This is a genomic window from Streptomyces purpurogeneiscleroticus, from assembly GCF_020024005.1.
In the GTDB taxonomy this organism is placed as follows: Bacteria; Actinomycetota; Actinomycetes; order Streptomycetales; family Streptomycetaceae; genus Streptomyces; species Streptomyces purpurogeneiscleroticus.
In genome coordinates, this window is sequence record NZ_NHSG01000296.1 from 1 (window position 1) to 14,468 (window position 14,468).

At 74.6% G+C, this 14,468-nt stretch carries 11 protein-coding genes and 1 riboswitch; of the genes, 5 read left to right on the forward strand and 6 right to left on the reverse strand.

The features are described from left to right. Positions 1–268: 268 nt before the first annotated feature. From CCS38_RS19155 to CCS38_RS19180, 6 genes are all read right to left on the reverse strand, one after another. Positions 269–1,144 (reverse strand): ECF transporter S component, encoded by an 876-nt coding sequence (locus CCS38_RS19155; protein ID WP_223734519.1) that lies wholly within the window; start codon positions 1,142–1,144, stop codon positions 269–271. Continuing rightward, positions 1,141–2,805, reverse strand: a complete 1,665-nt coding sequence (locus CCS38_RS19160; RefSeq protein ID WP_223734520.1) for an ABC transporter ATP-binding protein — start codon at positions 2,803–2,805, stop codon at positions 1,141–1,143. Before CCS38_RS19160 ends, CCS38_RS19155 begins: the two co-directional genes overlap by 4 nt. Beyond that, positions 2,802–4,022 (reverse strand): energy-coupling factor transporter transmembrane component T, encoded by a 1,221-nt coding sequence (locus CCS38_RS19165; RefSeq protein ID WP_443742959.1) that lies wholly within the window; start codon positions 4,020–4,022, stop codon positions 2,802–2,804. The genes CCS38_RS19160 and CCS38_RS19165 overlap by 4 nt, the downstream gene beginning before the upstream one ends. Before the next feature lie 41 nt (positions 4,023–4,063). Further along, positions 4,064–4,783, reverse strand: coding sequence for an SCO2322 family protein (locus tag CCS38_RS19170; protein WP_372457117.1), 720 nt, complete (start codon positions 4,781–4,783; stop codon positions 4,064–4,066). Then, positions 4,780–6,048: an SCO2321 family membrane protein gene (locus tag CCS38_RS19175; RefSeq protein WP_223734521.1), complete on the reverse strand. Its 1,269-nt coding sequence runs from the start codon at positions 6,046–6,048 to the stop codon at positions 4,780–4,782. The genes CCS38_RS19170 and CCS38_RS19175 overlap by 4 nt, the downstream gene beginning before the upstream one ends. 177 nt (positions 6,049–6,225) lie before the next feature. Further along, positions 6,226–6,365: riboswitch (cobalamin riboswitch) on the reverse strand. A 70-nt stretch (positions 6,366–6,435) separates the two neighbouring features. Next, positions 6,436–7,473, reverse strand: a complete 1,038-nt coding sequence (locus CCS38_RS19180; RefSeq protein WP_223734522.1) for a Strvi_7410 family MBL fold metallo-hydrolase — start codon at positions 7,471–7,473, stop codon at positions 6,436–6,438. Positions 7,474–7,606: 133 nt separating this feature from the next. Between CCS38_RS19180 and CCS38_RS19185 the strand changes: the two genes are divergently transcribed. From CCS38_RS19185 to CCS38_RS19205, 5 genes are all read left to right on the forward strand, one after another. Then, a complete protein-coding gene (locus CCS38_RS19185; protein WP_223734523.1) occupies positions 7,607–9,058 on the forward strand; it encodes an aldehyde dehydrogenase in 1,452 nt (483 codons plus the stop codon). Between the two features lie 4 nt (positions 9,059–9,062). Beyond that, positions 9,063–9,296 (forward strand): ferredoxin, encoded by a 234-nt coding sequence (locus CCS38_RS19190; RefSeq protein ID WP_223734524.1) that lies wholly within the window; start codon positions 9,063–9,065, stop codon positions 9,294–9,296. 155 nt (positions 9,297–9,451) lie between these two features. After that, a complete protein-coding gene (gene lanKC / locus CCS38_RS19195) occupies positions 9,452–12,085 on the forward strand; it encodes a class III lanthionine synthetase LanKC (RefSeq protein WP_223734525.1) in 2,634 nt (877 codons plus the stop codon). Positions 12,086–12,134: 49 nt separating this feature from the next. Then, positions 12,135–12,248: a SapB/AmfS family lanthipeptide gene (locus tag CCS38_RS19200; protein WP_223734526.1), complete on the forward strand. Its 114-nt coding sequence runs from the start codon at positions 12,135–12,137 to the stop codon at positions 12,246–12,248. A gap of 333 nt (positions 12,249–12,581) precedes the next feature. Beyond that, the coding region (locus CCS38_RS19205; RefSeq protein ID WP_223734527.1) for an ATP-binding cassette domain-containing protein at positions 12,582–14,468 on the forward strand (1,887 nt) is incomplete at its 3' end.

Consider the following 14,468-nt stretch of genomic DNA (forward strand, 5'->3'; position numbering starts at 1 on the left):
GGCGGCCGAGGACACGGGGGACAGCACGGAGGAAGGACCTTCCGACGGGGTACGGGGGGTGCCGCCGGGCGCGGTGAGGTTTGCGGACCCGGCGACCACTTCACCGTGGGAGGTGGCTCGGGGTGCGGGCAAGCACCGTTGTTACGTAGCCACCTCGTAGCCGGGCGCGGGAGCAGGGCCGGGAGCCGGGGGCGGGCCCGCGCCGGTTTCTGCTACCGGGCCTCGTATGTGACCAAGGTCCTTGTGCGGGGCTTCACAGGGGGAGCCCTTACCGGCCGTCGTTCTGGGGCGCCGGGGCTCGGTCCGGGGCCGGGGCGAAGGACACCGGGGCGTCGAAGGCCGCGCGGCGGGTGGCGCGGCGGAGGGCCTTCAGGACGGTGGGGCCGACGGTGAGGGTGAGGACGATCGTGAGCAGGGCGCGGGGGAGGTCCCAGCCGAGGGAGGTGGCCAGACAGTACGTGACGAAGCGGGCGAGGTTGTCGGGGAGCGGGTCGCCGGGGACGAAGGAGACGCCGGTGGCGAGGCCCGCGATGTACGGCCAGCCCTGGAGGTTCATGATCAGGCCGTAGAGGAGGGAGGAGAGCGTGCCGTAGACCGCGAGCAGCAGCATCTCGCGGCGGCCACGGAGCCGGTCGGGCCCCGGGAGCAGGCCCGCGCCCATCGACACCCAGCCCATCGACAGCATCTGGAACGGCATCCAGGGGCCGACGCCGCCGGTGAGGAGGGCGGAGGCGAACATCGAGACCGCGCCGAGCACAAAGCCGAAGCCGGGTCCGAGCACCCGCCCGGACAGCACCATCAGGAAGAACATCGGCTCGATGCCGGCCGTGCCCGCGCCGAGGGGGCGCAGTGCCGCGCCGGCCGCGGCGAGGACACCGAGCATCGCGATGGCCTTGGCGTCCAGGCCGACGTCCGCGATGGTCGCGACGACCACGGCGAGGAGGAGGGGGAGCAGCGCGGCGAAGAGCCAGGGGGCGTCCTTGGAGTGCGCGAGGCCGGACGCGGAGTCGGCCAGCAGTGGCCAGCCGAAGGCCATCACGCCGAGAGCCGAGACCAGTACGAGCGCGGCCACCGACCGCGGCCCGAGCCGTACCGCCCGCACCTGCCCGCCCGTCCGTGGACTCGTGCCGGGTGCCGTGGTCATGCCGTGTGCTCCAGTTCGGCCAGGGCGCGGGTGACCTGGGGGACGGTGAGCCAGGGGAGCGGGGCGAGGACCTTGGCGACCTGCGGGGCGAAGGCCGGGGAGGCGACCACGACCTCGGCGGTCGGGCCGTCCGCGACGATCTCGCCGTCGGCGAGGATGACGACGCGGTGGGCGAGTTCGGCGGCCAGTTCGACGTCGTGGGTGGCGAGGACGATCGCGTGGCCCTCGGCGGCGAGCCCGCGCAGGACCTCCACCAGCCGGGCCTTGGCCGCGTAGTCCAGGCCGCGGGTCGGTTCGTCGAGGAGGAGCAGCGGCGGCCGCGCGGTGAGGACCACGGCGAGCGCGAGGGCGAGGCGCTGGCCCTCGGAGAGGTCGCGCGGGTGGGTGCCGTCCGGCACGTCCGGCAGCAGCCGGGTGACCAGCGCCCGGCACCTGCCCGGAGCCGCGCCCGCGTCGGAGTCCGCCGCCGCGCACTCGGCGCCGACGGTGTCCGCGTACAGCAGGTCGCGCGGCTCCTGGGGTACCAGTCCGACCCGGCGCAGCAGCTCGCGCGGCCCGGTGCGGTGCGGCACCGCGCCGCCCACGTGTACCGAGCCGGCGGCCGGTTCGTGCATGCCGACCAGGGTGTTGAGCAGCGTGGACTTGCCCGCGCCGTTGCGGCCCATCAGGGCGACGGTCTCGCCGGGGCGCACGGCCAGGTCGACGCGGTGCAGCGCGTCGATGCGGCCGCGGCGTACGGAGAGTCCGGCGGCCTCGGCGATCGGGGCGGACGGTTGGAGCTGCGCGGACGGCCGGGGCTGGGCGTCGGTCGCCCCGACCGGAGATGCCGGGGGCGCCGGGGTCCGCCCCGCCAGCCGGTCCCGCAGCGCGCCGGCCTTGCGGCGGGCGTCCCGTACGGTCAGCGGCAGCGGGGACCAGCCCGCCGCCCGGCCGAGGGCGACGACCGGCGGGTGGACCGGGGAGACGGCCATGATCGCGGCGGGCTCGCCGATGACGGGCGCGGCGCCGGGCGCCGGCAGCAGGATGACCTGGTCCGCGTACTGCACGACGCGCTCCAGCCGGTGCTCGGCCAGCAGCACCGTCGTGCCGAGGTCGTGGACCAGGCGCTGGAGCACGGCCAGTACCTCTTCGGCGGCGGCCGGGTCCAGCGCGGAGGTCGGCTCGTCCAGGACGAGCACCTTGGGGTGCGTGGTGAGGACGGACCCGATGGCGACGCGCTGCTGCTGGCCGCCGGAGAGGGTGCTGATGGGGCGGTCGCGCAGCCCGGCGAGGCCGAGGAGGTCGAGGGTCTCCTCGACGCGGCGGCGCATCACGTCGGGGGCGAGGCCGAGCGATTCCATGCCGTACGCCAGCTCGTCCTCGACGGTGTCGGTGACGAAGTGGGAGAGCGGGTCCTGGCCCACCGTGCCGACCACGTCGGCCAGTTCGCGCGGCCGGTGGGTGCGGGTGTCGCGGCCGTCGACGGTGACCCGGCCGTGCAGGGTGCCGCCGGTGAAGTGCGGTACCAGGCCGGAGACGGCGTTCAGCACGGTCGACTTGCCGACACCGGACGGGCCGACCAGCAGGCAGAGTTCGCCCTCGGGGACGGTCAGGTCGACCCCCTGGACGGCGGGCGCGCCGGCGTCCCCGTAGGTGACCGACACCTGCTCGAACCGGATCACGTCGTCGTCTCCTTCGGGTCCTTCGGGTGCTGCGGGCGTTGCTTTGCGGGCTTCGCGGATTTCGCGGGTTTCGCGGGCGGGTTCGCCGGTACCGGAGCGACGAACGCCGGCACCAGCCCGACCAGCACCGAGAGCGCGGGCCAGAGCGGGAGCTCCGGCGCCGTCAGCGGGACGGCCGGCGGGTGCAGGGCCGCGGGCGCGTACGAGCCCGCCCGGATCATCAGCGCGGCCACCGCCACGCCGGAGCCCGCGACCAGCCAGGCGCGCGGGCCCCAGCGGTCGGGCCGATAGCGGGTGCGGACCGAGCGGCGGCCGCCCAGCCACAGCCCGGCGAGCGCGGCAGCGAGCCCGGCGGCCAGCACCGGCAGCCCGTACCCGGCGCCCTGGGCCGCGAGCAGTCCGTACGTACCGGCGCAGATGCCGAGGAGGCCGCCGAGCGTGAGGGCCGTGGTGGTGTGCCGGACAGCGCGCGGCACTTGCGCGCTGCGCCCGTACCCGCGGGCGTCCATCGCCGCGGCGAGCGCCACCGAACGCTCCAACGCGCCTTCCAGTACCGGCAGTCCGACCTGGAGCAGCGCCTTGACGCCGCGGTCGGGGCGGCCGCGCAGCCGGCGTGCGGCGCGCAGTCGCTGGACGTCCGCGACCAGGTTCGGGGCGAAGGTCATCGCCACGACGACGGCAACGCCCGCCTCGTAGAGCGCGCCGGGCAGGGACTTCAGCAGCCGGGCCGGGTTGGCGAGCGCGTTGGCGGCGCCCACGCAGATCAGCAGCGTGGCCAGCTTCAGCCCGTCGTACAGCGCGAAGAGCATGCCCTCGGCGGTGACCCGGCCGCCGATCCGCACGCCGCGCGCCCAGTCCGGCAGCGGCACTTCGGGGAGCGTGACCAGGACGTGCGTACCGGGGACGGGCGAGCCGAGCACGAAGGCGAAGACCAGCCGGATGGCGAGCACGACCAGGCCGAGCTTGACGAACGCCCCGTAGGACCGGGCCCAGGGCGCGTCGGAGCGGCGGGCCGCGACCACGTATCCGGCGACGCCGATGAGCAGGCCGAGGAGGAGCGGGTTGGTGGTGCGGGACGCGGCCGTCGCCAGGCCCAACGCCCACAGCCACCACGCGCCGGCGTGCAGCGCGCGCCCCCGCGTGGCGAGGGGAGCGCGCAGTCGGTCAGGGGCGCGCAGCCGGGCAGAGGCGCGGCGACCCGGCCGTGCGCCCGTCACGTCGCCCGTCACGTCGGTCCTCACGGTTCCCTGGTGGCCGGTCATTCGCGCCGGCGCCGGGCCTGCCACACCGCGGCGGCGCCGAGGACGGCGACCGCGGCGATGCCGCCGATCAGTCCGGCGGAGGGCCCGCCGTCATCGGAGTCGGACGCCCCGGAGTCGGACGCCCCGGAGTCGGACGCCCCGGCGTCGGGCGCCGCGGACCCGATGGTCTCCTCGGACTCCTTCGAGGACCCGCCCGCCTGCTCCGCGCACCCCGTCTTCGGGTAGCCCGAAATCGCGCACAGCAGCGCGCTGGAGTCGTACCGCAGCGGCGCCGCGACCGCGGCCAGGGCGTCGCCCGCGCTCGCGTCCTCGGCCACCCGCGCGCACTCCGTACGGGCCGCGGGCGGGGTCTCGCCCTTCGGGGCGTCGGCCGCCGTGCCGAAGTCGAGGACGACGGCGACCCGCTTGCGGCCGTCCGCCGCCTTCGTACCGCCGCAGACCGCGTCGAAATCGGCGGCCGCGCGCGGCTTCGCGGCGCGCGCGGAGTCGGCGCTGACGGTGAAGCGGAAGCCGGCCACGCCGCCGTCTTCGGGGCGCGCCGTCGACGGCCCCTCGGTGGCGTACGTCCAACCGCCCCCGTGGGCCGCCGCGTCCGCCGTCCAGAAGGACCAGTAGCGGTACTCCTCGGCGTGCGCGGGCGCGGCGGCCAGGCCCGTGGCCGCCCCGGCCAGGGCGAGCGCGCCGAGGCCGCGCGCGAGACGAACGGCGCTGCTCACAGCTGGTTCTGCTTCCTGCGCCCGCTCAGCAGGAAGCCGATGCCCGCGCCTGCGGCCAGGCCGACGAGCACGACCCACCACACGGAGACGCCGCCCTCGTCCTGCTGTTCCTTGTCGGCCTGCTGGTCCGAGGCGGCGGACGCCGGCTTCGGACCGGTCGCGTTCAGCTTCGACACCAGGTCGGTGCCGCCGAAGTCGCGCGGGTCGCCGCCGGTGGCGTGCGCGGCGAGGATCAGCTGCGCGTACGCGGCCGGGCCGCTCTGCTTCGCCCAGGCCGCCGAGTGCCCGCGCAGCCAGCCCAGCGACTGCTTCGCCGCGTCGGCGCGCCCCGCGGCGGCCAGCGCGACGACGGCGTCGGCGGTGTTGCCGACGTCCGGCTGCGACTCGGCGCCGGGCATCGCGGACATCAGGTGGTGGCCGTGCGCGTCCAGGACGGAGGTGAGGTGCTCCGCGGCAGCGCCGGCGGCACCTCTCGGTTCCTCGGCCGCCTCCTCGCAGGACGTCTTCGCCGGGGCCTGCGCGCCCGGCTCGACGACGAAGCCCTTGCCGAGCGCCCCCAGTACCGCGGCGGCCGTCGCGTCCTCGTTGGCGGCGAGCTTCCCGTCCTTGGCCTGGAAGGCGAACGCGCCGCGGTCCTTCTCGTCGGCGTCGCAGCCGAGGCGGAAGGCGAGCAGCCCCTCGTACGGCGTCTTCCCGCCCTTCTCGCCGTCCTTCTTGGCCGTCACCGACTCCGGCTTCGTGCCCGTGGCGGCCAGCGCGCCGATCACCACCGAGGTGGAGTTGGCGTCGCTCGGGGCACCGGCGGCGGAGCCCCAGCCGCCGTCGTCGTTCTGCGCGGACTTCAGCCAGGAGACGCCCTCGCGCACCGCGTCCGCGTGCCCGCCGATCGCGGCCAGTGCCTGCACGGCGGCGGCCGTCTGATTGGTGTCCCGCATCGTCTTCGCGTCGCAGGGCTGCTTCGGGTCGGCGCGGTACGCGGTGAACGCGCCGTCGGCGCACTGCTGTCCGGCGAGCCAGTCCACCGCCGAGTCCGCCGGGCGCACGCCCGTGGTGTCCTGCGCCAGCAGTGCCAGCGACTGCCTCCAGACGCCGTCGTACTTCGGGTCCGTGCTGCCGTACAGGCCCTTCGGGAGCTTCGGGGACGCGGCGGGCGCGGGGTCGGCGGCGAACGCGGCCGGGGCAGCGGCCGCGCACAGCACGGCGGCGGCCAGGGCCGCGGCGCAGCGGCGCGCCGGGGCGGCGAGGGAGCGGGCCGTGATGGCCATGGGGTCGGTGCCTCTCGGTCGGTTCGCGGGGTGCGCGAGGTGGGAGGTCACGCAGCCGTACTCCGCCGCACCACGTCCGCGACGCGCGCGGGCGCGGTGGCACCGGGCTCAGCTCCGTATACCTCGACGGTGCCGCGCGCCGGGCGGCCGCTGAAGGGCGGCCGTGCGGTACGCGGGAGCCTTGGGTGTGCCCCGCCGGGTGTTCCGGCTCGCTCCGGCGCACGGGTGCGCGCCAGCGCTCACGGCTGCGGGTCAGCGCCGGTTTTCCACCGGCTTCCCCCGGTCGGGCACGAATGAACTTGTCCGGACCACTTTAACCGGCGGGTAGCGACCGGTCCCCGGCACGTACGGAGTGACGTACGCCTTCGCCCCCGGGCGGGAAGTGCCTCACACCGCCCGGTACGTCACCGGCTCCGAGCCCGGCACCGCCTCGGCCAGCCCCCGCTTCACCAGGCGCCGCAGATGCGCCTCGGCCTCCGAGACGGCGATGGTGCGCGAGCCGTACGGGATCTCCTCCCACGGGCGGTTCCACGTCATGGTCTCGGCGAGCTGCCAGGGCGTGAGCGGGGTGGCGAGCAGGGCGCGCAGGTCCGCGAGCCGTTCCTCGTGGTGCGCGACGATCTCCGCCGCCCGCTCGGCGGCGCCGGTGAAGGCGTGCTGGTGCGCGGGCAGTACCTCGGCGACGCCGAGCCGCGCGATCCGCTCCAGGGAGTCGAGGTAGTCGCCCAGGGGATCGGTGACCGTCGCGTCGTCCGGGTCCTCGTACAGGCCAACGTGCGGGGAGATGCACGGCAGCAGGTGGTCGCCGGAGAAGAGGCGCCCGTTGCCGGGGTGCGCCGCCGGGTGCGCCTCCTCCAGGTGCAGGCACACATGGCCCGGGGTGTGGCCCGGCGTCCAGACCGCGCGCAGCCGCCGCCCCGCGAGGTCCAGCAGCTCGCCGGGGACGATCTCGCGGTCCGGGAGCGCGGGACGGTTCTCGGGGAGCCCGCGTGTGCGCCCCTCGGCGCGGGCCGTGTAGAGCGGCGCGAGGTGGTCCTCGGGCGCGCCCGCCGCGGCCAGCTTCTCGATGAGGTACGTGAGCCAGGTGCCCGGCTCCGCCTCACGGGTGCGGCGCACGACCTCCGTATCGGCGGCGTGCATGGCGATCCACGCGCCGGACGCCTCCCTGACCCGCGCGGACAGGCCGTGGTGGTCGGGGTGATGGTGGGTGACGAGTACGCCGTGGAGTTCGGTGATGTCGGTGCCGCAGGCGGTGAGCCCGGCGGCGAGCGCGTCCCAGGAAGCCGGATCGTCCCAGCCGGTGTCGATCAGCACCGGGCCGCGGTCCGTCTCCAGGACGTGCACGAGGGTGTGCCCGAGCGGGTTGTCCGGTATGGGGACGGCGATGCTCCGGACCCCGCCCCGGTGGTCGATCACGTGCGGCATGCCATGCCCCTCTCGGCCCGCACGCCGTCGCGTGCATTGTCCAGCATAACTAGAACTGGTATCAGTTCTGATGCAGCGTCAGGTAATGAGCCGGGTAACACATCGGGTAACGCGACCGCAGGAGGCGGAGTCGATGGCCGATCTGATCGAGCACGGACAGCTCTACATAGGCGGTGAGCTGGTCGATCCGGCCGGCGAGGACACCATCGAGGTCATCTCCCCGCACACCGAACAGGTCATCGGCCGGGTGCCGCACGCCTCGCGGACCGACGTGGACCGCGCCGTCACGGCCGCCCGCGCGTCCTTCGACTCCGGGGTGTGGGCGGACACACCGCTCGCCGACCGGATCGCGGTCGTCACGCGGATCAAGGACGCGTTCGCCGTACGGAGCGAGGAGTTCGCGCGGCTCATCAGCGCGCAGAACGGCACGCCGTACACCGCGGGCGTCATGGTGCAGTCGCTGGCCGCGATGATGGCGTGGGACGCGGCGATCACGGTCGCCGGCGACTTCGTGTACGAGGAGCGGCGGCAGGGCGTCCTCGGGCCGCTGTTGATCCGCCGCGAGCCGGTCGGGGTGGTCGCGGCCGTGGTGCCGTGGAACGTCCCGCAGTTCACCGCCGCCGCCAAGCTCGCCCCCGCGCTGCTGGCCGGGTGCTCGGTGGTGCTGAAGGTGTCGCCGGAGACGCCCCTGGACGCGTACCTGCTCGCGGAGATCGCCACCGAGGCGGGACTGCCCGAGGGCGTGCTCTCCATCCTTCCGGCAGACCGGGAGGTCAGTGAGTACCTGGTCGGGCACCCGGGCGTGGACAAGGTGTCCTTCACCGGGTCGGTCGCGGCTGGCAAGCGGGTCATGGAAGTGGCCGCGCGCCATCTGACCCGCGTGACCCTGGAGTTGGGCGGCAAGTCGGCCGCGGTGATCCTGCCGGACGCGGACCTGGACGCGGCGGTCGCCGGGATCACCCCCTTCGCGTGGATGATCAACGGGCAGGCGTGCGTGGCGCAGACCCGCATCCTCGCGCCCCGCTCGCACTACGACGAGATCGCCGAACGGTTCACCGCGGCCGCCAACTCGCTGAAGGTCGGCGACCCGCTGGACGCGGCCACCGAGGTCGGCCCGCTGGTCGCCGAGCGGCAGCGCCGCCGCTCGCTGGAGTACATCGCGTCCGGGCAGCAGGAGGGCGCCAAGGTGCTGGCCGGCGGCGGCCGTCCGGCGGACCGGGACACCGGCTGGTACGTCGAGCCGACCCTCTTCGGCGAGGTCACCCCCGGCATGCGGATCGCCCGCGAGGAGATCTTCGGCCCGGTGATCTGCCTGTTGCCGTACGAGGACGAGGCGGAGGCGGTACGGATCGCGAACGACTCCGACTACGGACTGTCGGGCTCGGTGTGGACGGCCGACACCGAGCGCGGCATCGAGGTGGCGCGCCGGGTGCGCACCGGTACGTACTCCGTGAACACCTTCAGCCTCGACATGCTCGGGCCGTTCGGCGGCTACAAGAACAGCGGCATCGGGCGGGAGTTCGGACCCGAGGGGTACGGCGCGTATCTGGAGCACAAGATGATCCACCTGCCGGCGGGGGCTTGAACGCATGGGTGACCGTTGGCAGGTGGAGGTGGACCGCGGGGTCTGCATCGGCTCGGGGCTGTGCGCGAGCGCGGCACCCGGGGACTTCCGGCTGGACTCCGCGCGGCAGTCGCACCCGGTCGCGGGCGTCACGGATGCCCGGGAGGCCGTGCTGGCGGCCGCCGAGGGATGTCCGGTCGAGGCGATCCTGATTACGGCGGCGGACTCCGGGGAATCAGTCTTCCCGCCGGAGGAGTAGCGCCCCGGCCGAGGCCCTGTCGAACAGGCGATCGACCTGCTGGTTCGTACTTAGAGTTACTTGTGCGTTCCTCACGGTGACCTCATGACGTCTGTGACTGTCCGTCCCTCCCCTTGCGTGGAAATCTCTATTCCACGCCGCCGAGGGGGGAGACGATGGACAAGCGGTACGAGGTGTACTGCCTGGCTGACAGGTATTTCTATGAAACCCCGGATCGTTTGTCCGTCGGGGAGAGCGCCGCGGCTGACGACAGTGCGGTGTACGAAGCGGCGCAGCGCGCAGTCCCCGAAGGGTGGCGTTGTTTCCTCTCCGGGGACTGGCTCCACGTGAATCCCGTGGACAGCGAGGGGAATCCGCGTCCGGGCAGGCCGAAGCAGGGGTGGAAGATACATGTGTCGGCCTGCCCGGACAATGCGGAGAAGATAGCGTCCAAGGTCTGGGACTACTGTGTGGCCCGGGCGATTCCGTTCAAATTCGTGCCGGGTCCGCGCCCGCTGCACCTGCGGAATTCCAAGTACGCGGACCGGGCCGCCAGCGGCAAATTCGCCACCATTTACCCGCTGGACGAAGCGGAATGCCACCGCATTCTGGAAGAGCTGGGCTCGCTGCTGGACGGCGAGCCGGGCCCGTACATCCTGAGCGACCTGCGGTGGAACGACGGGCCGCTGTACGTGCGGTACGGCGGCTTCGCCCGGCGGTACTGCGTCGACGGCACCGGGGCGCTCGTGCCCGCCATCGAGAACGCCGACGGGCGGCTGGTGCCCGACCGCCGCGAGCCCGCCTTCCGGACGCCGGAGTGGGTCCCGCTGCCCGGCTTCCTGGTCCCGCAGCTCGCGGCCCGCAACGCCACGACCGTCGCCGACCTGCCGTACGCCATCGAGTCGGCGCTGCACTTCTCCAACGGGGGCGGCGTCTACATCGGCCGGGACCGGAGCACCGGGGAGAGGGTGGTCCTCAAGGAGGCGAGGCCGCATGCCGGCCTCGCCGCCGACCGCGCCGACGCGGTCACCCGGCTGGAGCGCGAACGCACCGCCCTGGAGCGGCTGTCGGGCCTCGGCGTGGCTCCCGAGGTGCGCGACTTCTTCACCGCCGGCGACCACCGCTTCCTCGTCCTGGAGCACATCCCCGGAAAGCCGCTGAACTCCTTCTTCGCCGAGCGCCACCCGCTGCTCACCGCCGACCCCGACCCCGAGGCGCTCACCTCGTACACCGAGTGGGCGCTGGGCATGCACGCCGCGGTCGAGCAGGCCGTCGCCGCGGTGCACCGCCGCGGCCTGGTCCACAACGACCTGCACATGTTCAACGTCATGGTCGCGCCCGACGAACAGAGCGTCACGCTGCTGGACTTCGAGGCCGCCACCCACGCCGGCGACGACAGCCGCCAGTTCCTCGCGCACCCCGGTTTCGTCGCCCCCCGCGACTGCACGGGTTACGAGGTCGACCGGTACGCGCTGGCCTGCCTGCGCCTCGCGCTCTTCCTGCCGATGACCACGCTGCTGGCCATCGAGCGGGACAAGGCGGCGGACCTGGCCGAGATCGTCGTCCGCGAATTCCCCGGCGTGCCGGCCGGGTTCATGGAGGAGGCCGTGCGGACAATCTGCGCGCACCGGCCCGCGAGGCCGCGCATCCGGCGCCCCGCGCAGGCCCGCCACCTCGTCGCGGTCGACACCCGCGAACCGTACGTCTGCGACCCGGCCGACTGGCCGCGCAGCCGCGAGTCCATGGTCCGGGGCATCCTCGCCTCGGCCACGCCCGAGCGCACGGACCGCCTGTTCCCCGGCGACATCGCCCAGTTCGCCGACGGCGGCGGACTCGGTATCGCCCACGGGGCGGCCGGTGTCCTGTACGCGCTCCACGAGACGGGTGCCGAGGGGTTCGAGGAGGGCGAGGAGTGGTTACTGCGGCAGACCGCTCCGCCTCCCCTCGGCACCCCCCTCGGGTGCTACGACGGACTCGCCGGCGTCGCCTACGTACTGGACCGGCTCGGCCACCGCGAACGGGCCGACGAGCTGATCGAGCGGGTGCTCGACGAGAAGTGGTACCGGCTCGCGCCCGACCTGTACGGCGGGCTGGCCGGCATCGGCCTCACCCTGGACCACCTGGCGCGGCAGCGCGGCGAACGCGAGCTGCGCGACCGGGCGCTGGAGGCGGCGGGGCACGCCGCCGACCGGCTGGAGAGCTGTGCGAACCGGGCCGGGCTGCTGCGCGGCGCGAGCGGCCCCGCGCTGCTCTTCCTGCGGCTGTACGAAGGCACCGGCGACCCCGGGTTGCTCGACCTCGCCGCGCAGGCGCTGCGCAGCGACCTCGCCCGGTGCGTCCGCAACGAACGCGGCACGCTGCTGGTCGACGAGGGCTGGCGCACCATGCCGTACCTCGGCGGGGGTTCGGCGGGCATCGCGATGGTGCTCGACGACTACCTGACGCACCGCGCCGACGCGGAGTTCGAGGAGGCGCGGGCCGCGATCCTGCCGGCCACCCAGGCCCGCTTCTACGCGCAGCCCGGCCTCTTCCGGGGCCGCGCCGGCATGGTGCTGCACCTGGCCCGCACGACGACTCCGGACCCCGAGGTCGAGGCCGCGCTCGCCGCGCAGATCGCCGATCTGAGCTGGTACGCCATGCCCTACCGCGGCGAACTGGCCTTCCCCGGCGACCAGATGATGCGGCTCTCCATGGACCTGTCCACGGGCACGGCCGGCTGCCTGCTGGCCCTGGGCTCGGCCCTGCACGAGGAACCCGTACAGCTGCCGTTCCTCCCGCCGCTGCCGGAGCCGGACGGGCTGCGGATCTGAGGGCCGCGACATGACACGACACGAGGCACGACACGAAAGGGCGCGAGACGTGGCACTGCTCGAACTGCAGATGCTGGAGGCACCGGAGCGCGAGGGCGGCGAGGACGCCATCGCCAGCATCCTGGACCCCAATAGCGACGTGAGCCTCCTCCTCTGCCATTGAGTCACCCCCGCGGTGGTCCGGCCCCGTCCGGCCGCCGCCCCCGATCAGGTTCGTCCCGGTACGCGTCGACCGCGGACCGGGAGGTGATACAGGCCGACCGCGGAACGGGAGGTGACCGTGCCCGGCCCGGATCGTGAGGTCCGATCCGGTCCGGCACGGCCACACCGCCCGCACCGCCCGGCCTGCTCCGGTGGCCGACGCCGGGACGAACCGGTGTGCGTGCGGCTCCTGGGGGAGCCGCACGCACACCATCCCCGCCCTCCGCTTCTTCGCCTGTCAGGTACAGCTCACCGCACGCCCCGTCCGCGAGACCCCGTCTGGGAGGAAGAACCCGTGACCGCCAAACCCGCCGACCGGCTGCTGCTCGGCGCGCTGCGCCACAGCGCCCCCCGGGCCTCGGCAGTCCTGCTGCTCACCACCGGCGGCGCCGCGGTCGGTCTCGCCCTCCCGGCCACCCTCGGCCACACGCTCGACCTGCTCCTCGACGGCGGCCCCGCGCCGTGGCCCTGGCTGTCCGCCTGCGCCGGGCTCACCGCCCTGCTCGTCCTCATCGGCGCGCTGGACGGGCTGCTCACCGGCACGACGGACGCCCGCGCCACCGCCTGGCTGCGGCGCCGGGCGCTGCGCGGCGTACTGGCCGCGGGGCCCACCGCGACCGAACGCCACGAGCCCGGCGACCTGGTGTCGCGCATCGTCGGCAACGCCGGTACGGCCGGCACCGCGCCCACCGCGCTGGCCGCCACCGCGGCGACGGCGCTCACCCCGGTCGGCGCGCTCGTGGCGCTGGCCCTGCTCGACCTGTGGACCGCCGCCGCCTTCGTCATCGGACTGCCGCTGCTGGCGCTGCTGATGCGCGCCTTCGTCCGCGACACCGGGGACTGCGTGGCGCAGTACCAGCGGATACAGGGCGACATCGCGGGACGCCTCCTGGAGGCGATCGGCGGCGCCCGCACCATCGCCGCCGCCGGCAGCCACGAGCGCGAGGCCGCCCGGATTCTCGCGCCGCTCCCGGCCCTCTCCCGTCAGGGCCACCGCATGTGGCGGGTGCAGGGCCGGTCCACCGCCCAGGCCGCCGCGCTGATCCCGCTGCTGCAGATCGCCGTGCTCGCCGTCGGCGGGCTGCGGCTGCTCAGCGGCGCCCTCAGCGTCGGCGATCTGCTCGCCGCCTCCCGGTACGCCGTGCTCGCGGCCGGCGTCGGCATGCTCGTCGGCCACCTCAACGGCCTGGTGCACAGCCGCGCCGCAGCCCGCAGGATCACCGAACTCCAGGACCTGCCCGCCATCGAGTACGGCGACCGGGAGGCCGTACCGGAGGAGACGGGCGCGCGGGCGGAAGCGGGCGCCGGGACGTGCGCGGGGGCGCTCGAACTGCGCGGTATCACCGTACGGAAGGCCGGGCACACCGTCCTGGACGATCTCAACCTGAGCGTGCCCGGCGGCTGCACGATGGCCGTCGTCGGCCGCTCCGGCACCGGCAAGTCCGTGCTCGCCGCGGTCGCCGGACGGCTGATCGAACCGGACGCGGGCGAGGTCCTGCTGGACGGCGAGCCGCTGCGCAGCCTCAGCCACTACGCGCTGCGCCGCTCCATCGGCTACGCCTTCGAACGGCCCGCGCTGCTGGGCGACACCGTCCACGACACCGTGGCGTACGGGGTGTACGAGCCGGGTCCGGGCGACGTGGAGGCGGCGGCCCACGCGGCGGGCGCCGCCTCCTTCATCCGGCGGCTGCCCGAGGGGTACGCCACGCCCTGCGCCGATGTGCCGCTGTCCGGCGGGGAGGTGCAACGCCTGGGCCTGGCCCGCGCGTTCGCGCACGCCGAGCGGCTGCTGATCCTCGACGACGCGACGTCCAGCCTCGACACGGTCACCGAACTCCGCGTCGGCCGCGCGCTGCTGCGCGACGTGCGCGCCGGCACCCGCCTGATCATCGCGCACCGCGCCGCCACCGCGGCCCGCGCCGACCTGGTCGCCTGGCTCGACGCGGGCTTCATCCGGGCGCTGGCGCCGCACGCCGTGCTCTGGGAGGACCCGCGCTACCGGGCCCTGTTCGGGCCGGACGAGGAGGCGGCACCGGAGGCGGGGGACGGTCTCGGGGACGACCGGTCGGCGGACGGGACGGTTGATCGGCCGGTTGATCGAACGGTTGATCGGCCCGTGGGGAGTCCGGCGGACGGTCCGGCGGTGCGGCCGGCGGGGAAGCCGGGCGTGGGGGGACTGCCG

Excerpts from the sequence above, each read along its gene's own strand:
- CCS38_RS19155 (WP_223734519.1), bottom strand. The coding sequence starts at position 1,144 with ATGACCACGGCACCCGGCACGAGTCCACGGACGGGCGGGCAGGTGCGG.
- CCS38_RS19175 (WP_223734521.1), bottom strand. The coding sequence starts at position 6,048 with ATGGCCATCACGGCCCGCTCCCTCGCCGCCCCGGCGCGCCGCTGCGCC.
- CCS38_RS19180 (WP_223734522.1), bottom strand. The coding sequence starts at position 7,473 with ATGCCGCACGTGATCGACCACCGGGGCGGGGTCCGGAGCATCGCCGTC.
- CCS38_RS19185 (WP_223734523.1), top strand. The coding sequence starts at position 7,607 with ATGGCCGATCTGATCGAGCACGGACAGCTCTACATAGGCGGTGAGCTG.
- CCS38_RS19190 (WP_223734524.1), top strand. The coding sequence starts at position 9,063 with ATGGGTGACCGTTGGCAGGTGGAGGTGGACCGCGGGGTCTGCATCGGC.
- lanKC (WP_223734525.1), top strand. The coding sequence starts at position 9,452 with ATGGACAAGCGGTACGAGGTGTACTGCCTGGCTGACAGGTATTTCTAT.